Origin of the sequence: Nocardia carnea, from assembly GCF_029868325.1 — a bacterium.
Lineage (GTDB): Bacteria > Actinomycetota > Actinomycetes > Mycobacteriales > Mycobacteriaceae > Nocardia > Nocardia carnea_C.
This window is the reverse complement of the sequence record NZ_JARWNW010000257.1, coordinates 1-21,528: the sequence shown is the minus strand read 5'-3', so window position 1 is coordinate 21,528 and position 21,528 is coordinate 1. Positions and strand designations below refer to the sequence as shown.

The 21,528-nt window shown below is 66.4% G+C and carries 18 protein-coding genes, 3 tRNA genes and 1 pseudogene; 14 read left to right on the top strand and 8 right to left on the bottom strand.

What is annotated here, in order from left to right; genetic code table 11:
• Together QH196_RS32385 and QH196_RS23320 are read right to left on the bottom strand one after the other, a co-directional pair.
• Nucleotides 1–66 (bottom strand): annotated as a pseudogene (locus QH196_RS32385) (acyl dehydratase); the annotation flags it as partial.
• Nucleotides 67–562: 496 nt separating this feature from the next.
• On the bottom strand, nucleotides 563–1,198 hold the full coding sequence (locus QH196_RS23320; protein ID WP_280417952.1) for a transglycosylase SLT domain-containing protein: 636 nt from the start codon (nucleotides 1,196–1,198) through the stop codon (nucleotides 563–565).
• Nucleotides 1,199–1,932: 734 nt separating this feature from the next.
• Between QH196_RS23320 and QH196_RS23315 the strand changes: the two genes are divergently transcribed.
• From QH196_RS23315 to QH196_RS23300, 4 genes are all read left to right on the top strand, one after another.
• Complete coding sequence (locus tag QH196_RS23315) at nucleotides 1,933–3,972, top strand: NADPH-dependent 2,4-dienoyl-CoA reductase (protein ID WP_280417951.1); 2,040 nt, start codon at nucleotides 1,933–1,935, stop codon at nucleotides 3,970–3,972.
• A gap of 105 nt (nucleotides 3,973–4,077) precedes the next feature.
• Nucleotides 4,078–4,905 (top strand): ABC transporter permease, encoded by an 828-nt coding sequence (locus QH196_RS23310; protein WP_280417950.1) that lies wholly within the window; start codon nucleotides 4,078–4,080, stop codon nucleotides 4,903–4,905.
• Nucleotides 4,898–5,743 carry an ABC transporter permease gene (locus QH196_RS23305; RefSeq protein WP_280417949.1) on the top strand — a complete coding sequence of 282 codons (846 nt, stop codon included), beginning with the start codon at nucleotides 4,898–4,900 and terminating at the stop codon, nucleotides 5,741–5,743. Before QH196_RS23310 ends, QH196_RS23305 begins: the two co-directional genes overlap by 8 nt.
• A 15-nt stretch (nucleotides 5,744–5,758) precedes the next feature.
• The gene (locus tag QH196_RS23300) at nucleotides 5,759–6,739 is read left to right on the top strand and encodes an ABC transporter ATP-binding protein (protein ID WP_280417948.1); all 981 of its coding nucleotides are present in this window, start codon (nucleotides 5,759–5,761) and stop codon (nucleotides 6,737–6,739) included.
• A 106-nt stretch (nucleotides 6,740–6,845) separates the two neighbouring features.
• On the opposite strand, the gene QH196_RS23295 is transcribed toward QH196_RS23300, so the two are convergent.
• Nucleotides 6,846–8,003, bottom strand: a complete 1,158-nt coding sequence (locus QH196_RS23295; protein WP_432279545.1) for a L,D-transpeptidase — start codon at nucleotides 8,001–8,003, stop codon at nucleotides 6,846–6,848.
• A 356-nt stretch (nucleotides 8,004–8,359) separates the two neighbouring features.
• Between QH196_RS23295 and QH196_RS23290 the strand changes: the two genes are divergently transcribed.
• Both QH196_RS23290 and QH196_RS23285 read left to right on the top strand, forming a co-directional pair.
• Nucleotides 8,360–8,435, top strand: a tRNA-Lys gene (locus tag QH196_RS23290).
• A 431-nt stretch (nucleotides 8,436–8,866) separates the two neighbouring features.
• Complete coding sequence (locus QH196_RS23285) at nucleotides 8,867–10,195, top strand: MFS transporter (protein ID WP_280417946.1); 1,329 nt, start codon at nucleotides 8,867–8,869, stop codon at nucleotides 10,193–10,195.
• Nucleotides 10,196–10,205: 10 nt separating this feature from the next.
• Here QH196_RS23285 and QH196_RS23280 read toward each other — a convergent pair whose 3' ends face one another.
• The gene (locus tag QH196_RS23280) at nucleotides 10,206–10,814 is read right to left on the bottom strand and encodes a TetR family transcriptional regulator (protein ID WP_280417945.1); all 609 of its coding nucleotides are present in this window, start codon (nucleotides 10,812–10,814) and stop codon (nucleotides 10,206–10,208) included.
• Between the two features lie 177 nt (nucleotides 10,815–10,991).
• On the opposite strand from QH196_RS23280, the gene QH196_RS23275 reads away from it, so the two are divergent.
• The 6 genes from QH196_RS23275 to QH196_RS23250 all read left to right on the top strand — a co-directional run bounded on the left by QH196_RS23275 (nucleotide 10,992) and on the right by QH196_RS23250 (nucleotide 16,121).
• Nucleotides 10,992–12,047, top strand: coding sequence for a ferredoxin reductase (locus QH196_RS23275; RefSeq protein WP_280417944.1), 1,056 nt, complete (start codon nucleotides 10,992–10,994; stop codon nucleotides 12,045–12,047).
• 48 nt (nucleotides 12,048–12,095) lie between these two features.
• A complete protein-coding gene (locus QH196_RS23270) occupies nucleotides 12,096–13,280 on the top strand; it encodes a fatty acid desaturase family protein (RefSeq protein ID WP_280417943.1) in 1,185 nt (394 codons plus the stop codon).
• Entirely contained in the window at nucleotides 13,280–13,630 is a 351-nt protein-coding gene (locus QH196_RS23265) for a hypothetical protein (protein WP_280417942.1), read from the top strand. The genes QH196_RS23270 and QH196_RS23265 overlap by 1 nt, the downstream gene beginning before the upstream one ends.
• A gap of 69 nt (nucleotides 13,631–13,699) precedes the next feature.
• A complete protein-coding gene (locus QH196_RS23260) occupies nucleotides 13,700–14,020 on the top strand; it encodes a hypothetical protein (RefSeq protein WP_033246015.1) in 321 nt (106 codons plus the stop codon).
• Nucleotides 14,021–14,188: 168 nt separating this feature from the next.
• Nucleotides 14,189–15,256, top strand: a complete 1,068-nt coding sequence (locus tag QH196_RS23255; RefSeq protein WP_280417941.1) for a mechanosensitive ion channel family protein — start codon at nucleotides 14,189–14,191, stop codon at nucleotides 15,254–15,256.
• Nucleotides 15,257–15,422: 166 nt separating this feature from the next.
• The gene (locus tag QH196_RS23250) at nucleotides 15,423–16,121 is read left to right on the top strand and encodes a DUF4389 domain-containing protein (RefSeq protein WP_280417940.1); all 699 of its coding nucleotides are present in this window, start codon (nucleotides 15,423–15,425) and stop codon (nucleotides 16,119–16,121) included.
• Nucleotides 16,122–16,176: 55 nt separating this feature from the next.
• Here QH196_RS23250 and QH196_RS23245 read toward each other — a convergent pair.
• The 3 genes from QH196_RS23245 to cmrA all read right to left on the bottom strand — a co-directional run bounded on the left by QH196_RS23245 (nucleotide 16,177) and on the right by cmrA (nucleotide 17,868).
• Nucleotides 16,177–16,249, bottom strand: a tRNA-His gene (locus QH196_RS23245).
• A gap of 88 nt (nucleotides 16,250–16,337) precedes the next feature.
• Nucleotides 16,338–16,979 carry an oligoribonuclease gene (orn, locus tag QH196_RS23240; protein WP_280417939.1) on the bottom strand — a complete coding sequence of 214 codons (642 nt, stop codon included), beginning with the start codon at nucleotides 16,977–16,979 and terminating at the stop codon, nucleotides 16,338–16,340.
• 85 nt (nucleotides 16,980–17,064) lie between these two features.
• A complete protein-coding gene (gene cmrA / locus QH196_RS23235) occupies nucleotides 17,065–17,868 on the bottom strand; it encodes a mycolate reductase (protein WP_280417938.1) in 804 nt (267 codons plus the stop codon).
• 168 nt (nucleotides 17,869–18,036) lie between these two features.
• Between cmrA and QH196_RS23230 the strand changes: the two genes are divergently transcribed.
• Nucleotides 18,037–19,140 (top strand): hypothetical protein, encoded by a 1,104-nt coding sequence (locus tag QH196_RS23230; protein WP_280417937.1) that lies wholly within the window; start codon nucleotides 18,037–18,039, stop codon nucleotides 19,138–19,140.
• A gap of 218 nt (nucleotides 19,141–19,358) precedes the next feature.
• Here the strand turns inward: QH196_RS23230 and QH196_RS23225 are convergent.
• Nucleotides 19,359–19,432: transfer RNA gene (locus QH196_RS23225), tRNA-Arg, on the bottom strand.
• A 135-nt stretch (nucleotides 19,433–19,567) separates the two neighbouring features.
• Between QH196_RS23225 and QH196_RS23220 the strand changes: the two genes are divergently transcribed.
• On the top strand, nucleotides 19,568–21,528 hold a 1,961-nt coding region (locus QH196_RS23220; RefSeq protein ID WP_280417936.1), incomplete at its 3' end, for a cytochrome c oxidase assembly protein.

The following is a 21,528-nucleotide window of genomic DNA, read 5'->3' as shown; positions in this document are numbered from 1 at the left end:
GTACTCGCGGACCTTCTCGCGGCCGACCTCGTAGTAGTCGTCCACGCGATAGTGGTGCCCGACCATAGCGGCCGCGTGGGCGGCGGGGTATGGCGCTTATGCGCCAAAAAAAACGTTAAATGGGGCCCGGCACTGCAGGGGGGGGCCCCGGGGGGTACTCCAGGGCGGGGTGCGGTTTTAACACACCACCCCGCGCACCCACGCCATTGTGGGGTTCCCCCTGGCCACACTCGCGGACAGTGGTACGCGCCGTTGCGTCCACGATGTGCCCACACAGATGACCAAGCTGTAGTTGTGCCCCCCGGCGACCGCCCCGTCGTAAGCGACAGTGGTCCCGCCTTCAACAAGGCCCTTCCCGGAACCCCAGCGCAACCAACGGCGGTGCCGCGTTCGACAAGGCCTCACTCCGAACCCCAGCGCAACCCCAGCGGCGCCGAGTTGAGCAAGGCCGCTCCCCGAAACCCCGACGCAACCAACGGCGCAGCCGAGTTCAGCGAGGCCCTGAAAGGTTTCAGCAGGGACCAAGGGGGCCGAAACCCGCGCCGACGGAGTCGGCGCCAAATTAATAAGCGCTGTTGACGTTGTCCATCGAGCCGTATTTGTGGGCGGCGTAGTTGCAGGCCGCCACGATGTTCGAGACCGGGTTCCAGACGTCGAACGGGGTGCCGGGTACGTGGTACGCGGCGAAGGTGGGGTCGATCACCTGGAGCAGGCCCTTGGAGGGGATGCCTGCGATGGCGTTCGAGTCCCAGAGGTTGATGGCGCCGGGGTTGCCCGAGGATTCGCGCAGGATGTTGCGCTGGATGCCTTCGTAGCTGCCCGGGATGCCGTTCGCGTGCATGATGTCCAGGGCCTGGCGGATCCAGCCGTCGAGGTTGTTGGGGTAGACCGGGGCGGGTGCCGGCGCGGGGGCAGGTGCCGGGGCCGGTGCGGGCGCCGGGGCAGGTGCGGGCGCCGGGGCCGGGGCCGGTGCGGCGGCGGCAACAGGCTCCACCTGCGGTGCAGGGGCTGCTGCGGCGGCTTCGGTCACGGCCGGTTTCTGCTCGGCGACCATCGCGACCTTGGTGGGCGCGCTGTTGTCGGCCATGGAGACCGCGGAGGAGGCGGTGACGGCGACGACGCCGGCGGTGGCGAGCACAAAGCCCATCGCTTCGCGTTTGGTGCGACGGCGCAGGCTGGAGAAACGGTGGTTGTACATGAGCGGATTCGGTCCTTGATCGGTCGGGATCCGGCCCGGTTCGGGCAGCACGGATCTTCGGCGGCGACCGGTGGGTCGCGACCGGAAAAACATGACTGTGCTGTTGTCGGGTTTTGTTGTGTGACACCGAACACAGGCCGGTTCGGGTCCGGAAGGCGCATCCGCGGTGCCGGGTGGTTTCCCGGGCCGCCGCGCCGGCGGATCTCCACCTCCCGGTGGAGTAGAGTGGTTCGGGTTCGGCCGTCGCCATACCGTGTTCGGTATTCATCTACGGCGCTGTGCCGGGCTGGTCCGGCCGGTTGTTTCCAACCCGGCGTTCACAATCTCGCGGAGCAGTCGAACCTCAGGTCGTTTCCGACCGGATCTCAGAATGGTCACGGTAGGTGAACAGCAGGTGAACGGAGCCTGAGAAAAAATTGAGCCCGATCTTGAATGGTGAAATGAACGCGTTCCGGTATCGCCTCGACCTGGGGAAATGTCTTTAAACCTCCTGTGGTGCACGACACAAAACTTTTGCCGGTACACCCTCGATTCAGCTTCTCGTGACGGTCTCGTGATGGAAACCCGCAGGATCGGCTCGGGTGCCGAACCGGCATCCGCGCAGGTGTAGCCGCCGTTCGTCGCTCAGGTGGGCTGCCGGGGGTGGTATCGCCGCATACGCAATGGTGTGATGAGGTCCGGCAGGCCCCGCGCCCGCGCCGGGGCCCGGACGGATATCGGAAAGAGAGCCCGCGATGGACTCGACGACGAGTTACCCGCAGTTGTTCAGCCCGCTCCAGCTGGGCGGCACCACACTGCGGAACAGGGTGGTCATGGGGTCGATGCATACCGGCCTGGAGGACCGAGCCTGGGATGTGAACCGCCTGGCCGCCTACTTCGCCGAACGCGCGCGCGGCGGGGTCGGGCTGATCATCACCGGCGGCTACGCCCCGAATCGCACCGGATGGCTGCTGCCGTTCGGCGCGAAGCTGACCAGCCGCACCGAGGCCTATCGGCACCGCACCATCACCCGCGCCGTGCACGACGCCGGCGCGAAGATCGCACTGCAGATCCTGCACGCGGGCCGCTACGCCTATGTACCGGGCAGTGTCTCCGCCTCCTCGATCAAGGCGCCGATCAACCCGTTCCGTCCGCGCGCGCTCTCGGACCGCGGAGTCCAGCGCACCATCGACGATTATGTGCGCTGCGCCGAACTGGCTCGCTTCGCCGGCTACGACGGCGTCGAAATCATGGGCGGTGAGGGCTATTTCATCAACCAGTTCCTCGCACCGCGGACCAACCACCGCACCGATCGCTGGGGCGGGTCGGCGGAGAATCGTCGCCGGCTGGCGGTCGAGATCGTGCGCCGGACCCGTGCCGCCGTCGGCCCGGATTTCCTGATCATCTTCCGGTTGTCGATGGCAGAACTCGTCGAGAACGGCCAGAGTTTCACCGAAATCGTCGAGCTGGCACGGGAACTCGAGGCGGCGGGCGTCAGCGTGCTCAACACCGATATCGGCTGGCACGAGGCGCGGGTGCCGACCATCGTCACCTCGGTGCCGCGGGCGGCGTTCGTCGAATTCACCGCCAAGATCACCGCGGCGGTGGATATTCCGGTGTGTGCGTCGAACCGGATCAATATGCCGGAAATCGCCGAGGAGATCCTCACCCGCGGCGATGCCCAGCTGATCTCCATGGCCCGGCCGCTGCTGGCCGATCCGGAATGGGCGAACAAGGCGGCCGCGGGCCGGGACGACGAGATCAATACCTGTATCGCCTGCAACCAGGCCTGTCTCGATCACGCTTTCCAGCGCAAGACGGTGTCCTGTCTGCTCAACCCGCGCGCCGGTCATGAAACCGAACTGGTGCTGGCGCCCACCCGGCGCGCGAAACATATCGCGGTGGTGGGTGCCGGGCCGGCGGGCCTGTCCGCCGCGGTGAACCTGGCCGAGCGCGGGCACCGGGTCGAGTTGTTCGAAGCGCTGGACCGGATCGGGGGACAGTTCGATATCGCCCGGCGTATCCCCGGCAAGGAAGAATTCGACGAATCCATTCGCTATTTCACCCGCAGACTGGAGGTGACCGGAGTGCGGGTGCACCTGAACACGCAGGTCACCGCCGCCGCGCTGCGCACCGGCGGGTACGACGAGGTGATCCTGGCCACGGGGGTACGGCCCCGGGTTCCCGATATCCCGGGAATCGATCATCCGATGGTCCTGTCGTACGCGGAACTGGTTCGTGAGCAGAAACCCGTCGGGGCGCGGGTTGCCGTGATCGGCGCCGGCGGAATCGGATTCGATGTGAGCGAGTACCTCACCGTGGAAGGCCATCCCACGCTGAAACCGGACGAATGGAAACAGGAGTGGGGGGTCGACGCCGACGACGAGCAGCTGCGCGGTCAATTACGTGCCGCGCGGCCGGGTCCGGCGGCACGCGAGGTCGTCCTGCTGCAGCGTAAGGACACACCGTTCGGCAAAGGGCTCGGTAAGACGACCGGCTGGGTGCACCGGGCGGCGCTGAAAGCCAAAGGAGTGCAGCAGATCGGCGGGGTCAACTACGAGCGGATCGACGACGACGGCGTGCATATCAGCTTCGGGCCGCAGCGAGCGCGGCCCCGGGTGATCCGGGTCGACAATGTGATCGTCTGCGCGGGCCAGGAATCGGTACGCGACCTCGAATCCGAACTCACCGCCGCCGGGATCACCGTGCATGTGATCGGCGGGGCGCAGCTGGCCGCCGAGCTGGATGCCAAACGCGCCATCGACCAGGGGACGCGCCTGGCCGCCGTGCTCTAGGTGTGTCCCGCGGGTCGCCGCCGAATCGGAGCGCGAAATTGCCTTTTCCCGAAAGGGGCTGCGCGGTAAGGTCTCGTCCTTGTGTCCGGACGAGGTGGGGTGAGAGTGCTCGGGGCCGTGGCCGACCTCCCGGGATATGCGACCGTCTACTGGCGTCTGCTCGTGGCCGGGTTCCGCCGGCAATGGCACTACAAACTGGCGATGTTCGCCGGACTGTTCACCAATTCGGTCTTCGGATTCGTGCGCGCCTCGGTAATGGTCGCGGCCGTCGGCGCGACGGGTGGGTTCGCCGGATACGACGCCGGTAGCATCGGCGCCTACGTCTGGATCTCGCAGGGACTGCTCGGTGCCCTGCAGTTCCTGTCCGCGGAACACGAACTCGGCGAGCGGATCCGCTCCGGGGATATCGTCGTCGATTTCCTGCGGCCCGTCGATGTCCAGCTGAGCAATCTCGCCACCGATCTCGGCCGCGGTATCTGCGCCCTGATACCGCGCCTGGTGCCGAGCCTGCTCATCGGGTCGCTCACCTTCGGTCTGGTGTTGCCCGGTACGCCGGTGTCCTATCTACTCGGCGCGCTCAGCCTCCTGCTGGGTATCGCGATTTCCTGCCTGGCCCTGTTCGCCCTGACCACAGCGGGTTTCTGGGTGGTGGAAACCCGCGGTATCCGAACCCTCTACCAGACCTGCGGGCCCTTTCTCGCGGGCCTGTTCGTTCCGGTGCACGTCTTCCCGGACTGGTTGAAAACATTCGCCAACGCGACGCCGTTCCCTTCCATGCTGCAGGTACCGGTGGATGTGCTGTCCGGGCGAGTTATCGGCTGGGCTGCGGTGCAGGTGGTCGGAACGCAGATCTTCTGGCTGCTGGCAGTGGGTGCGCTGGGGTGTGTACTGCTGACGGCGGGGCGGCAGAAGCTGGAGGTCCAAGGTGGTTGAGACTGCACTGCCGGCCACACCACGGCCCGGCCCTGCCGGTTCCCGCTGGGCGCCGTACGCCGCGGTGCTGAATTCGCGGATCCGGGCGCAGCGTTCGTACCGGCTGTCCTTCGCCGGCGAAATCCTGGCGGCGACGCTACTGGGTCTCGTGGAATTCGCGGAGGTCTGGCTGATCTTCCGGCAGGCAAAGGTGCTCGGTGGCCTGGATATGGATGCCGCACTGCTGCTGTTCGGCCTGAGTAATCTCGCGTTCGCCTCGGCTCAGCTCGTCTGTGGTCACCTGGACAAGCTGCCTGCGCTGATCCGGCTCGGGATGCTCGATATCTATCATCTGCGCCCGCAACCGGTGCTGCTACAGCTGATCACCAGTGATTTCTCGCTGCGCCGGCTGGCGCGGGGCGGTGTCGCACTGGTCGTCCTGGCAGCCGGGTTGGTGCGTAACGATATCGAATGGTCCGTGGGCACGGTGGTGCTGCTTGTGCTGACCGTCGTCAGCGGCGCACTCCTCTTCGCGGGCCTGTTCGTGGTGGCGGCGGGCTGCCAGTTCTTCCTGATCGACGGCGCGGAGCTGACCAACAGCTTCACCTACGGCGGATCCTTCGCGGCGACCCAGCCCGCCTCGGTATTCCCCACTCCACTGCGCATCCTGTTCTGCGTCGCGATACCGGTCGCGTTCACCGCCTACTTCCCGACGCTGGCCGTATTGGGGTTACCGGGACCGGCCGGATTGCCGTCCTGGCTCGCCTGGTGCGTACCGCTGGCGGCGGGCTGGGCCTGGCTGCTGGCGGCGGTGATGTGGCGACTGGGTACTCGGCACTATCAGAGCGGCGGTGGATGAGATGGGAGATCGGTGATGGCCGGGGCGGATTCGATCATCGAAGTCGAGGGGCTGACGCGGGAGTTCGTCCGGTACCGGCGCGACGGTAAGTGGCGGCGGCCCAGGCGCGAGGTCGTCACGGCGGTGGACGCGATGAGCTTCCGGGTCGAACGGGGCGCCGCGGTCGGTTATATCGGCGCCAACGGAGCCGGAAAATCAACCACCATCAAGATGCTCGCAGGCATTCTCGTGCCCACTGCCGGCACGGTGCGCACCTGTGGGCTGGAACCGATCCGGCGGCGCCGGGAACTGGCCGGCCGGATCGGCGTGGTGTTCGGGCAACGTTCGCAGCTGTGGTGGGACCTGCCGCTGCGCGAATCGTTCACGATCCTGGCCGCCATCCACCGCTTGGATCCCATGGCCGGCCGGGCGCGTACCGCGGAACTGGTCGGCCAACTGGAAATGGGGGATACCCTCGATACCCCCGTCCGGCAGTTGTCGCTGGGCCAGCGGATGCGCGCCGAGGTCGCGGCGGCGCTGTTGCACTCCCCGGAACTGATCGTTCTCGATGAGCCGACCATCGGCCTGGATGTCCTGTCCAAACAGCGGCTTCGCGAATTCCTCCGGGCCGAACGGCTGGAACGTGGCACCACACTGCTGCTCACCACGCACGATATGGGGGATATCGAGCGGCTGTGCGATCGCGTACTGGTGGTGGACCACGGCCGGCTCGCCTACGACGGATCACTGCCCGGCCTGGGCGCGATGGTGGGTGCGCAGCGGGTTCTGACCGTAGACCTCACGATGCCCGCGCCGCCGCTCGGCGATCTGCCCGGGGTGCAGTTGCTCGGCTGCGAAGCCGGCGGAATGCGGCAGCGACTCGCCTTCGACGCCGACGCCACCACCGCCGCTCAGCTACTGGCCGAGGTATCGGCCCGCGCCGAGGTCCGCGATCTGTCCATCGAAGAACCCGATATCGAGGACATCGTGCGGCGCCTGTACGAACCCGCCCGCTGAAATGCCCGAGGCGCCGGCCCTGGGGACCGGCGCCTCGACGCTGCGGTAGATGTACGGGCGACGGCTTTGCGGGGCACACCTCGCTACCCACCCGGCGCCCGAGCTATCACATCTCGGCGTTGCCGGCCTTCCACTCCGGCCACGGGATGTTCCAATCGCCCAGACCGTCCACCCCGGACAGGGTGCCGCCCACGGTGTTCTTCACGATCGCGAGATCGCCGCGTTTGGCGTTGTTGAACACCCATTGGGCATCGGCCGGGCTCAGGTTCAGACACCCGTGACTGGTGTTCGTATTGCCCTGGGCGCCCAGCGACCACGGCGCCGAATGGAAGAAGATCCCGCTGTAGGACATCCGAGTGGCCCACTCCACATCGGTGCGGTAGCCGTCGGGCGAGTTCACCGCGACCCCATAGGTGGAGGAATCCATCACCATCTCTGCGTGCTTGTCGGCGATGATGTAGATGCCGTTGTCGGTAGGGGTGTCGGCCTTACCCATCGAGGTCGGCATCGTGCGGATGACCTGGCCGTTGCGCTCCACCGTCACCATCTTGGTGTTGTCGTCGGCGGTGAAGATCACCGCATCACCCACCACGAAATGCGAGTGGATATCGTTCTGGCCGTACAGGCCGTTGCCGAGATCCTTGCCGTAGACGTTCACATCGATGTTCACCCGGGTGCCGGGTGCCCAGAAATGTTCGGGCCGCCACCGGACCTCGCGGTTGTTCACCCAGTAGAAGGCACCCTCCACCGGCGGTTCGGTCTTGATCGTGATGGCATCCTGCGCGGCCTTGCGGTCGGGGATGTTCTCGTCGAACTGGATCGCCACGGGCTGGCCGACTCCGACGACCTCGCCCTCGCCGGGGGTCAGGTACGGCTTGGTGACATTGCCGGGGGCCGTGGTGGTGAAGCTCATCCCGGTGGTGGCTTCGCCGCCGAGGCCGATGGACCTGGCCTGCAGACGGTAGGTCTTGCTGTAGCCGAGGGCTTCGGTGGTCGCCCAGCTGCGGCCGTCCTCCGAAAGCTTTCCGGCCACCGGCTGGTTCTCCGGATTGAGCAGAGTCACCTCGGTGAACAGACCGTCGGTGATCTCGAACTTCATCGGGTCCGCCGGGGAAACGCCGATATCGCCGTCCTTGACAGGAGCGACCAGCTTGGGCTTGATGAGTTCGGTGATGGGGTTACGGTCGATGGCTACCGTGCCCTCCGACGCTTCCGACGAGGAACACCCGGTCAACACCATCGCCAACAAGGCGACCAGGACCATCGGTCCGAAAACCCAACCGATCGGCCTGCGCCGACCACCTATACGCATATCAACCCCGTTTCAAGTCCCGGCACACCCGCTACGCGCCGATGGCTTCGGATCCGACCGATTACCTGCTCACCTCGACCCACCGCAGCGGCGGGATCGGTCGAGACCACGCCCAACATTCTGCCAGCCGTGCCGAAGTGATCCCAACCGTCGAGCATCGCTTCCGGCTCCGGTGGCCCACCTACACATAGGGTTCGGCCTGCCGTTTGTTACGGCGTCGTCCGGCTCACACCGGGCCGACCCGGTATCGATTTCACTTCTGCGGCCTGGGCCTGTTAATGTCTGTCCCGCACCGCACGACGGGGCACGCGCCATTAGCTCAATTGGCAGAGCAGCTGACTCTTAATCAGCGGGTTCGGGGTTCGAGTCCCTGATGGCGCACCATCTCCGCAATTTCCGGACCTCGAGTTCGACCTTCCCCAGTATTCGGGCAAAGTCCCAGCTCGCGTCGACTGCGCCGACTGCCGGCCGCATTCCGTCGATCTTCCTTGCGAGCGGCCCTGCGTCCTCTCGCCGGTGTCCCGGATGTACTTCCCGCGATCAGCCAAATCCATCACCGCCTCACCGCTGTTCGCCGTCGACAAACGTGCGTACCGATACAACGCCGGTGTGTAATCCGCCACAAGGACACCGCGCCGGGCGTAACTGATTTGCATCACCTTCGATCCCGGAAGGTGGCCGGACGTCCGCCACTCGGAGCCCGGGTCCGGTTCGCCGGTATCCATTACTGTGCTCAGCATGAGTGAGCCCGGCCCGGTGACGGTAGCGGAGCGTGACCACGCCGGTTTCCGGCCCGTATGCCCGGCAGCAGCAGTATGAGCACCGTGGAGGCCCCGGTAGGGCGGGCAAGGGTGGTCGCATGGGGGCTGTGGGACTGGGGATCGGCCGCCTTCAATGCCGTGATCGCCACCTTCGTTTTCGCCGTCTATCTCACCGACAGCGTGGGCGATGATCTGCCAGGCGATATTTCCGCCAGCGCATGGCTGGGCTGGGCCCTCGGGATCGCCGGCCTGTTGGTCGCACTGACCGCACCGGTCATCGGGCAGCGTTTCGACGCGACCGCGAATCGCAAACGTTCCCTGGCGATCATGACCGCGGTCGTGGTCGGCCTGATGGCCACCATGTCCTTGGTTCGTGACGAATATCACTACCTATGGCTGGGGTTGGTGCTGCTGGCGCTGGGCCACGTCTTCTTCGAGCTTTCGACCGTGCCCTACAACGCCATGCTGCGCCAGGTGTCGACGCCGGAGACCGTCGGCCGGGTTTCCGGTTTCGGCTGGGCAATGGGGTACTTCGGTGGCATCGTCCTGCTGCTGATCTGCTACTTCGGGTTCATCTCCGGCGACGGCGACGAACGTGGCCTGCTGGGGATCGGCACCGATGATGGGCTGAACATCCGGCTGGTGGTGGTCGTGGCCGCGGTCTGGTTCGCGGTATTCGCGCTACCGGTGTTCTTCGCGGTCCCGGAGGTGCCCCGCACCGGCGCCGACCCAGGGGCGGCCACGGCGGGATTCTTCGGCTCGTATCGGGTGCTGTGGCGCGATCTGCGCGAACTCTGGGCTCTGGACCGCCGCGTGATCTGGTTCCTGCTCGCCAGCGCGGTTTTCCGGGACGGGCTGGCCGGCGTCTTCGCCTTCGGGGCGGTGCTGGCCGTGCAGGTGTACGGGATCAGTGATTCCGATGTGCTGCTGTTCGGTATCGGTGCGAACGTTGTCGCCGCCCTGGGGGCGATCGTCGCCGGCCGGTTCGACGATTCGGCCGGGCCGAAACGGGTGATCGTGGTCTCCCTGGCGGGCACGGTGGTGTGCGGTATCGCGCTGCTGCTGGTCTCCGGCGCCGCCATGTTCTGGATCTTCGGCCTGGCGCTGACTTTGTTCGTCGGCCCCGCGCAGGCTTCCGCGCGTTCGTTCCTGACCCGGCTGACACCGCCGGGGCGGGAAGGTCAGCTGTTCGGGCTCTACACCACCACGGGCCGGGCGGCCTCGTTCCTGTCGCCGACCCTGTTCGGCCTGTTCGTCTGGGCCTTCGACGCGGACCGGGCGGGTATCGCCGGGTTGCTGGTGGTGCTCGGCGCCGGGCTTGTCGCGGTCCTGCTGGTTGCGGCGCCCGAACGAGAGCGCACCGCGCCCGCAGTGACCGGGTAGGGCCGCGCGGTCAGGGTTTCCAGACGCCCATACCGAGGGCGATGAGCCGGACCTGTGCGATCGTGCGCTCGATGATCGGCTGTTGTTCGCGTGGCGCGGCGGATACGTAGTCGGCGATACCGTCGGTCACGGTCGCGACCAGCAGGTCGGCCGCGACCTCCAGATCGTCCGGGGGCCAGGAGTCCAAGGCCGGCACCCGGGACAGATCGGCCACGAGTTCGCGCACGATCAGGTGTAGTTCGAGTGCGATCGCCGTACGCAGGGGTGCGCTGCCGCCGCGCTGCTCCCGGATCAGGAAACCGAACAGTTCCCGTTTGGCGGCGACCTCACCGAAGACGAAGCGCACGGTTTCCGACAGCCGCGCATCCGGTGTCCGGCGCAGCCGGCGCAGCGCCAGCCGCAAGGCCTGCACACCTTCGTCGACGAGGGTGGCGCCGAGGTCTTCGAGCGAGGCGAAATGCCGGTAGAAGGCGGTCGGCACGATACCGGCCGAGCGGGCGATCTCGCGCAGGCTCAACGCGCCGAAACCGCGCTCGGCGGCGAGCGCGAGAGTGCCGTCGAGCAGGGCCTGCCGGGTGCGTTCCTTGCGCTCGACACGGCTCGCTCCCTGATCGGTCATTTCAGTGAGCATACAGACGTTCACCATTCGATCTTCTCCGTCTTGTCGTCCGCGTCACACCGATTCCTGGTTGACAGTTCCGTTGGGGTATCCGGCACACTAGTTGAGTGTACATTCGTGCACCGAAACCGATCGAAGTTTCGTGACGCGACCGACAGACAGGGACGGAGAACTCCGATGGCCCTCCTCGACCTGGTACAGACCCTGACCACCCCGCACCCGGTGGACCGGTACCTGGAACTGGTGCGCCCGACGCTCACCGTCCGCGATATGCGGGCCCGGATCGTCGGCGTCGACCGGTCGGTACCGGGCACGCTGTCGCTGAGCCTGCGCCCGACCCGGCAGTGGGACGGCCTGCTGTCCGGCCAGTTCGTGCAGCTGGGGGTGGTGATCGACGGTGTGCGGCATACCCGCTGCTATTCGCCGGTGAACTCCCAGCATGATCGGCGCCGCCGGCTCGACCTCACCATCCGGGTGCACCCGCACGGCCTCGTATCCCGCCACCTGCACGAACACGCCCAGCCGGGCATGGTCCTGGACCTCGAACCGGCCTCCGGGGTGTTCCATCTACCGCCGCGGCGGCCGGACCGAGTGCTGTTGATCAGCGGCGGCAGTGGCATCACCCCCGTGCTGTCGATGCTGCGCACGCTCACCGACGAGGACTACTCGGGCGAGGTGGTGTTCCTGCACTACGCGCGGTCGCCGGAGCTGATACCGCATCGGGACGAGCTCGCCGCACTCGCTGCCGCTCATCCGAATATCTCCGTGGAACTGCGGTACCCGGAGCGCGACGGTCGTGGATTCGATCACGACGAACTCGTCCGGGTGGCGCCGTGGTTCGCCGAGGCGCACACCTTCCTGTGCGGCCCGCCGCCGCTGATGGAATCGGTGCGCGAGATCTTCACCGCCGAAGGGCTCAGTGAACGACTGCACACCGAGGAGTTCGTCGCGCCGGCGATCCCGGTGGATACGGCCGAGGTGCACGGGGCCACCACCTTCTCCGCCAGCGGAGTTACTTCCGAGAACGCGGGGGCAACTCTGCTCGAGCAGGCCGAAGCGGCCGGGCTCAGCCCGGAGTACGGCTGCCGGATGGGGATCTGCTTCTCCTGCACCTCCGTGCGGCGCAGCGGCTGCACCCGCAATCTGCGCACCGGCGACCTGGAAACCGATCCCGACCAGCCGATCCAACTCTGCGTCCAGGCCGCCGTCGGCGACGTGGACATCGACATCTGATTCCGCGTGCACCCGGAATCCGATATCCGAACCGAAGGGGAGAACAGCATGACCATCCTCACCGAGACCAAGGACGGACCGCTGGTCCTCTCGCCCGATCAAGTCGAGGAAATCGGCCGGACGCTCGACGCATTGCGCGACCGTCTCGTGGCCGATCTGGGCGAGCGCGACCGCGAATACATCTACAACATCATCAAGGCGCAGCGCGGTTTCGAAATCGCCGGGCGCGGGCTGATGTACCTGGGTTTCCTGCCGCCGTTCTGGCTGGCGGGCGTCGCCGCGCTGAGCGTGTCGAAGATCCTGGACAATATGGAGATCGGCCACAACGTGATGCACGGCCAGTTCGACTGGATGCGTGAGCCGAACCTCAATTCGCGCGTGTTCGAATGGGATACGGTCTGCCCGGCCGACCAGTGGAAGCATTCGCACAACTACATGCACCACACGTACACCAATATCCACGGGCGCGACCGGGATATCGGCTACGGCGTGCTGCGGATCGACGAGGGTCAGGATTGGCACCCGTACTACCTGGGCAATCCGCTGTACGCATTCCTGCTGATGGTGTTCTTCGAATGGGGCGTGATGCTGCACGACCTCGAGGCCGACAACATCGTCAAGGGCAAACGCACCTGGGCGGAACTCAAACCGCTGATCAAGGGTCAGTTGCGTAAGTCGGGGCGGCAGGTGCTCAAGGACTATGTGGCGTTCCCGCTGCTGTCCGGGCCGCTGTTCCTGTCCACCCTGGCCGGCAACGTGACCGCCAACCTGGTGCGCAACCTCTGGGCGTACTCGATCATCTTCTGCGGGCATTTCCCGTCGGGTGTGCAGAGCTTCACCGAGGAGGAGACCGCCGAGGAGACTCGCGGCGAATGGTACGTCCGGCAGATGCTCGGCTCGGCAAATATCACCGGCAGCCCGCTGTTCCACATCATGTCCGGCAACCTGTCGCACCAGATCGAGCACCATCTGTTCCCGGATCTGCCGGCCAACCGGTATCCGGAGATCGCGCCGGAGGTGCGGGCGCTGTGCGAGAAATTCGGCCTGCCCTACAACACCGGACCGCTCGGTAAGCAGATCGGTTCGGTGTGGGCCAAGATCTTCCAGCTGGCCCTGCCGCCGCAGGTCCAGCGGTCCAGGTTCGCCCGCTTCCTGCCCGCTGTACTGCGGAAACGCGAAGAGCCCGGTGTTATCGTGATGCGTCAGCAGAGTCCAACCGGAGCGGGCGTGTGATGATCGGCAAATTCGAGGCCAACAAGGATCTGATCCAGGAACTCACCTCCTCGGGCGCGCGCCGGGTCGGCAATATCGCGGGGATCATCACCGGCACCGTCGCCGAGGTGACCCGGGAGATCGGTGAGTGGATCACCGATGCGATCGAGATGAACGAAGCCGCCGCCGCGGCCCGCCGCGATTCGGCCACCGACTCCGGGCGGGACTCCACCGAGCGCGGGGAGGAAACCGGCGGTCCGGCAACATTCGAGACGAAACCCACGGTGACACCGCCGGCTGCCGATGTGGTGGATGCCGATGTGGTGGACGCCGAGATCGCGGACCCCGACCGTCCCGGTAAGCACTTCTGATCAGGACCGGAAACCGCCCGGTGGGATAATTCACACCGGGCGGTTACCCATGAGCTAACCTCTGGTCTCGTGCCCGCCTATGTGTCCTCCCCGGAGCTGACCTTCGGATTCCTGTTCGCGCTGGAGGATCCCGAGCGGATCGCCGAGGTGGTGCGGGGCCTCATGGAACGGAAGACGGTATCGGTCTTCCGGCTCGCGCGGTTGTCCGACGACGCCGGGCCCCCGGAGCGCTACGTGGTGAACTGGGCCGCGATCCCGCAGATATCCATCACCACCGACGCACCCGACGCCGACGTTCTGCGTGCCGAGCGGGTGATGCTGGTCAACGCATTCCTGGGGGAGGGCGGCGAGGTCCGGCTGTACTCGGCCGAAGGGCGAACCCCGGAGTAACACGGGCGGTGCCCGTCCCTCACCGACGCATGAGAGGCAGTGCGGCGGGTATGTGCCGGGAAGTGGCGCCGGTCGCATTCCGTACGGAATCCGGTGGGCTTCCCGTGACTGTTGGTGCATCGTCGTTACCGAACTGTAGCCTTGTCCCGGGGTTCGATAACGTAGGCGATGGGCAAGGAGTTGGACGCTGTGGAGAACGTATTACGGCTGTTGATCGTGCTAGGGGGCACGCTGGCCGTGACGATCGCGATCGGCTGGGCCATCGACCGCGGGCTACGGTACTGGTCCGCCCGCCATCCGAAGACCCCGATCCCCGGCCTGCTGCGCCGGGTGCAACTGCCGCTGCAACTGTTCCTCGGTTTCGCCGCGCTGCGGATGACCTACCCCTTGGCGGACCTGAACCTGCGGCAGGACACGGTGATCCTCAGTGTCCTGGCCACGATGGTCACCATGTCGGCGGTATGGCTGGTGGTACGAATCGCCGACGCCATCGCCGACGGCCTGCTCAATACCTATTCGCGCCGCGCGCGCGATCCCCGCCGGGTACGCCAGCTCAACACCCAGTTCACCCTGATCCGGCGGATCGCCAGCACGGTCCTGGCCATCGCCACCGCCGCGATCGCCATGCTGGTGCTGTTCCCGGAACTGCGGGTTCTGGGTACCTCGCTGCTGGCCTCGGCCGGCATCATCGGCATCATCGCCGGTGTGGCCGCCCAGTCCACGCTGAGCAATCTGATGGCAGGGCTGCAGATCGCCTTCGGCGATTCGGTGAAGATCGGCGATACGGTCGTGGTCGAGGGCGAGATGGGCACCGTCGAGGAGATCACGCTGTCCTTCCTGACCGTGCGGATCTGGGACGACCGCCGGCTCACCATGCCGGTCTCGTATTTCAACAGCAAACCGTACGAGAACTGGTCCAAGGGCGGGAACGAGATGACCGGGACGGTTTTCCTGCATCTGGACCACAGCACGCCGGTGGCCGAACTGCGCGCGCATCTCTACGAATATCTGAGCGATCACCCGGATTGGGACGGTCGCAGCTGGAACCTGCTGGTCACCGACAGCACGCCGACCGGTATCGAGGTCCGGGCATCGATGACGGCCCGCGATCCCGACGCCGTATGGTCGCTGCGCTGCGCGGTACGCGAGGAATTGATCGGCTGGCTCAACGAGAACTACCCCGGCGCTCTGCCCCGGCTGGCCGCACTGGAAGGGCTCGACGCGCCCGCCCGGTAGTGAGCGAATCCTGCGGGTGCTTCGCGGACTTCTTCACGAGTTGATCTCGATGGCGTGTCTTTGTGTCGTGTTCATCGCGAAACGGTGTGTTGTACCTCACAATTGAGGTACGGCCGCGCTGAAATCCGGCCGGCCGGGCCAGCACTCTCGAAGGAGCCCGATCACTATGTCTGCTCCCGCCGGTTATCCGGTACGTATCCGCGGCGACCTCGATCCCGCGCTGTCGCGCTGGATGTGGATCGTCAAATGGATCCTCGCCATACCGCATTACATAGTTCTGTTCTTCCTGCATATCGGTTATGCCGTCGTGACGGTGATCGCGTTCTTCGCGATCCTGATCACCGGCCGGTATCCGCGGGCGCTGTTCGACTACAGCGTCGGTGTGATCCGCTGGTCGTGGCGGGTGAGTTTCTACGCCTGGACTCCGGCCGGAACGGACAAGTACCCGCCGTTCGCCCTGTCTGCCGACGACAACTACCCGGCGGACCTGGACGTCGACTATCCGCCGACTCTGCATCGGGGCCTGGTGCTGGTGAAGTGGTGGCTGCTGGCCATCCCGCACTACCTGATCATCGGCGCGATGACCGGTGCGGCCTGGGTGGTGGCCGATGATGCGGACGTTATGGCCAGTGCGGCCGGTCTTCCGCTGATCGGCGTGCTGACCCTGGTCGCGCTCGTCGGCCTGCTCTTCGCCGCCCGGTACTCCCGGGGGCTGTTCGACTTCGTGATGGGTGTCAACCGGTGGATGCTGCGGGTGCAGATCTACACCTCACTCCTGCGCGACGAATATCCGCCGTTCCGGCTGGATCAGGGGGCCCGTGAGCAGGCGCCGCCGGTGGTCGATACGACCAAACCCGCCGTCTGACCGGAACTCACCGGAAAAGAAAAAGCCCGAGGGCCAGGGGCCCTCGGGCTTTCAGGGTGAGTGACGGGACTCGAACCCGCGACAGCCAGGATCACAACCTGGTGCTCTACCAACTGAACTACACTCACCATTGCCGGTTTTGCACCGGCGGCCTAGATACTAGCGCGTTCACCCCGCTGTTAGCCAATCGGTTTCCGGTGTGGCGGTGACCTGGGCCTATATCGACTCCTCGGCGGCGGCCGCGATCTCCTCCGCCGACCGTGCGCTGACCTCCGCGGCAATGGCGGTGATCTCCGCCGTCGACGGTCCCGGCGCGGGGACGAACACCGTGCGCCGGTAGTACTCGAGTTCCCGAAGCGATTCCCGGATATCGGCCAGCGCGCGATGGGTCAGGCCTTTCTCCGGCTGGCCGAAGTAGATCCGCGGATACCAGCGCCGGCACAGTTCCTTGATGGAGCTCACATCGATCATCCGATAATGCAGGTGCTGGTCGAGCAGCGGCATATCCCGGGCGAGGAAGCCGCGGTCGGTGGCGATGGAATTACCGGCCAGCGGAACCACACCCGCGGTAGGGGCGTACTGCTTGATGTAGTCGAGCACCTGCTGCTCGGCCTCGGCGAGGGTCACGCTGGATTTGCGGACCTCCTCGGTGAGACCGGAGCGGGCGTGCATATCGGCAACCACTTGCGGCATGGCGGCAAGCGCCGCGTCATCGGCGTGGATCACGATATCCACACCGTCACCGAGGACGTTCAGTTCGCTATCGGTTACGAGGGCGGCTACCTCGATGAGCTTGTCGTTGACCAGGTCGAGACCGGTCATCTCACAATCCATCCACACCACTAATTTGTCGGACACTCGTCCTACCCTAATCAGCCCGGCTGTCCGTGCGGTGCAATCGCGGTGGTCACGATCTGTGAACGACTTCGGGCAGGTGGGTTCGTCACCCGCCGAGCTTCTTGTAGAAGGCGCCCGCGACAGGAGCGGTGAACGCACGCGGACCGTAGTTGCCGGCGGTGCTCATTCCTTTGCCGATCAGCCCCGGAACCACCCGGGTTTTGTTGCGGGCGAGCCCGTCGATCGAAACCCGTGCGGTGTACTCGGAAGAAACCCAGAGAAAATCCGGGACCATCCGGTCGACCAGCGAAGCGTCGGCGGGATCGGGGGTTTCGGTACGGACCGGGCCGGGGGCCAGGAGTGTGACGTGCACCCCGGTGCCTTTCAGCTCGCCGCGCAGGGATTCGGTGAAGGTATTCGCGAAGGCCTTGCTCGCCGCGTAGGTGGCATTGTTCGGGATGGGCATATTGCCGGCGGCCGAACCGCTCACCAGGATGCCGCCGGCGCGCCGGGCCAGCATGGTGGGCAGCACCGCCAGCGTCAGATCCTGCACCGCGACCGCGTTCAGCTCCAGCTGGGCGCGCTCGTAATCCGGATCCAGGCCGGTGATCGGCCCGAAGGTCGCGATACCGGCGTTGTTGCACAGAATCGAGATATCGCGCTCGGACAGTTCCGCACTCAGCGGTGCGCGCTGCGCTCGGTCGGCCAGATCGACGGCGCGGACCTCCGCGGTGATGCCATGTGTCCGGGTGAGCCGATCGGCGAGTTCGCCGAGCAGTTCCTCCCGGCGTGCCACCAGGATGAGCGAGTAGCCACGCCGGGCGAGTTCGGTCGCCAGTGCGGTTCCGATCCCGGAGGAGGCCCCGGTCACAACGGCACGGCTGTCGGCGGTAGGCGAAGGCAAACCCATTCGGACACCCTAGGACAAATATGTGGGCGTGGATTCATCGGTTGAGCTGTCAAGTGCTGTTGAGTTCTGGCGGATCGGCTGGCTCATGGCCGAAGTAGGTGATCGAATGTTCTGCATGGCAGAGACGAGTCGTAGCAGGACGAGCCGGCCATCCGGAAAGCTGGTGCCGTGACCGAGACCACCGGTCCTACGGTGCGCCGGTCCCCGCGGTATGGCGCGCCGGAGCCCGGCACCCGTCAGATGGGATACCGCGACGCGGGACACAGACCTCGGCTCCGGGTGTCGTTGACCACCGGCGACGATCTTCTTGCGCGGATACCCGACAGTGATGTCGCCACCTTCCGCGCCGACGCCTACCGGAGCCTGACACCGGCCGAATTCGCACGTGTCGATGCCGTATACACGCGGGGTTTCGAAGCCACCTGCCGGTGGTTCACCGCGCGCAGCGGTCAACCCTGCCGCCACGACCTGGACCGCCGGGCCGACCCGATCTGGTTCGGCCGCAACGAGGTGGCCTGGGCCGAACGGATGCGGACCGTGCTGCGGCCGCGTCCTGCGGCGCGGCGGTTTCCGCCCGCCCGTGGGGTGGGGCGGACCGACGAATGGCTGGACATCCTCGGGCTGTATCGATTTCTCGGCAGTTTCGTCGCGGGCAGCCCCGGCCGGGGGCATACGGTGGTCCGGTTGCGCGGCGCCCAGGCGGCCTGCCTGCTGCACGGTATGCGCCTGGAGTTGCCACCCGACCTCAACTACTCGGTGGGTACCGGGATGACCACGCGCCGACTCGACACCACGACCGTCGAATGGATCCGGGAGCGGATTGCCGACCCGGTCGATGCCGCGGCCCTCGCGACGATGCTCTTCACGGGCGCCACCACGGTGGAGTTGGGTTGTGTACCACGGGTGGCATCGACGGGCGACGCACTCGTCTTCACCGGGCCGATCGGTTACTCGCGGGCCGCTGATGTGTATGTATGGGTGATCCCGCCCGCGGCTCGTGCCCTGGTGCAGGAGGCGTGTGCCTACCGGGAAACCCATCCGGGTGGTAGTCCGAAATTGTTCGCCGGCGCCATCGGTGCGGCCGGTGGGCGGCTCCGCGACACCGCCGCGCGATGCGGGATCGCCCTACCGGAATCGCACCATTGGCACCGGAGCTGGATTCGCCAGACCGGACTGCTTCGGGGGCAGGAACAGCCGGAGTATGTTCGCAACACCGATCTGCTGTTCGGGCTCCGCCTCGCTTCCGGGCCCGGGCCGGTGCGTGGCGAGTAGCTCGGGTCGGTGCGGTGTGTCTGCCGCGGCTTCGGGAAAAAGGATTCTCCGTCGAGACACCGCTGTAGTGGTGGCAGCACCATGACCGCAGGCTCCGTGCCGGTGGGCCGGATTCACTCGGAAAACCTGACGCTACGGTCGATCTGACGTGTTTGTGTGGCGCCCGAGTGGGTACACCCACTCCGACTGGCCCGAACAGCTCAGTCGGGTGGGTGGAGCGCCCCCGGCAGGAATCGAACCTGCGACCTAGGGATTAGAAGGCCCTTGCTCTATCCAACTGAGCTACGGAGGCAGTGTTTCCACCATGGCGGACAACGGCCGCGCTGTCCAGCCGAAAAGTGTAGCGATCGATCCGATCGTTTGTTTTGGCGTGCCCGAAAAAGGCCCCGCCGGGCCCGCCGGAGCTCGCCGAACTACTCTCGAAGCTATGTCGTCAGTCCAGGCCCCCGCCGTCGAATCCGCCGCCGAGGCCGGTCGGCCGGGCGGGTCGCCGGCCGTGACGGGCGCGCTGACGGTGGTCACCGGGACACTGGCGGCATTGGTCGCGATTCTGGTGGTGAGCGCCTCGGCGGCCCAGGCACTCAGCCTGCTGGGAATCCCCGACCCCGGCCCGCTCACCACCTATGGCCTGCCCGCGGTCCGTGCCCTCGCCGATCTCTTCGCCGCATTCACCGTGGGCGCTCTGCTCTTCGCCGCTTTCCTCGTTCCGCCGCAGCGCAATGGACTACTCGATACCGGTGGCTACCGCGCGGTACGGCGGGCCTCGGGCCTGGCGTTCGCCTGGGCGGTCTGCGCGGCGCTGCTGGTACCGCTGACGGTTTCCGACAGCACCGGCCGGCCGGTGACCGAGGTCATGGCACCGCAGGAACTGTGGGGTGTGATCGACCAGATCGAACTGGCCGGAACATGGCGGATCACTGCCGTCGGCGCGCTGTTGCTGGCCATCGCGTGCCGGCTGGCGCTGCGCTGGGGATGGACACCGGTTCTGTTCGCCGGATCGGTCGCGGTGATGATGCCGCTGGCGCTCACCGGCCATTCCTCCTCGGGCGGGGCGCACGATGTGGCCACCAACAGCCTGATCCTGCATTTGATCGCCGCGGCGGTCTGGGTGGGCGGCCTGGTCGCGCTGCTCGTGCACGCCCTGCGTGACGGCACCCACACCGGTATCGCCGCCCGCCGGTTCTCGCCCGTGGCGGCTGTTTCTTTCGTGGTGCTCGCGGTGAGCGGGATTGTGAACTCGTGGGTCCGCGTCCCGATGGACGAGCTGTTCACCAGCACCTACGGGCGCCTGGTCCTCGCCAAGGCCGCTGCCCTGATCGTTCTCGGCGTGATCGGGTACTTCCAGCGGCGTTCGGCACTGCCGGCGCTGGCCGCAGAACCGGGGAACCGGCTGGCGCTGGTCCGGTTCGCCGGTGTGGAAACACTGATCTTCGCGGCGACCATGGGGCTGGCGGCCGGCCTGGGGCGGACACCGCCACCGCCGCCGACCAGCGTGCCGACCCCGATCGAAGTGGAACTCGGGTACGAGCTGGCCGGACCGCCCACTGTCGCCCGGCTGCTGTTCGACTGGCGGTTCGACCTGATATTCGGCACGCTCGCCATCGTCCTGGCGGTGCTCTATCTGTTGGGTGTCCGGCGGTTGCGGGCGCGTGGCGACAGCTGGCCGGTCGGCCGGACCCTGGCCTGGATGCTGGGGTGCGCCGTGCTGCTGTTCACGACCTCGTCCGGTGTCGGCCGCTACGCCCCCGCGATGTTCAGCGTGCATATGGGTGCGCATATGGCGCTGTCCATGTTGGTTCCTATCCTGCTCGCACTCGGCGGCGCGGTGACCCTCGCGTTGCGTGCGCTGCCACCGGCCGGCCGGGACGGGGCCCCGGGCGCGCGGGAGTGGATCCTGGCGGCCATGCACAACCCGGTCTCGCGATTCCTCACCCACCCCATCGTGGCCTCCGTGGTGTTCGTGGCCGGTTTCTACGCCCTGTACCTGGGCGGGATATTCGACACCTTCGTCGATTCGCATGCCGCCCACCTGTTGATGAACCTGCATTTCCTGGTCAGCGGCTACCTCTTCTACTGGGTGGTGATCGGCATCGACCCGAAACCGCGCCGGGTGGAACCGCTCACGAAACTCGCCATGGTGTTCGGATCGCTGCCCTTCCATGCGTTCTTCGGCGTGGTGCTGATGGGTATGAGCACCGTGCTCGGCGGCTGGTTCTACCGCAGTCTCGGTCTGGACTGGCATTCCGACCTGCTGGGTGATCAGCGCACCGGCGGCAGTCTGGCCTGGGCCAGCGGCGAAGTGCCGCTGGTGGTAGTGATGCTGGCACTGCTGATCCAGTGGTCGCGCAGCGACGCCCGGCTGGCCCCGCCCCCCCCCCCCGGGGGGGG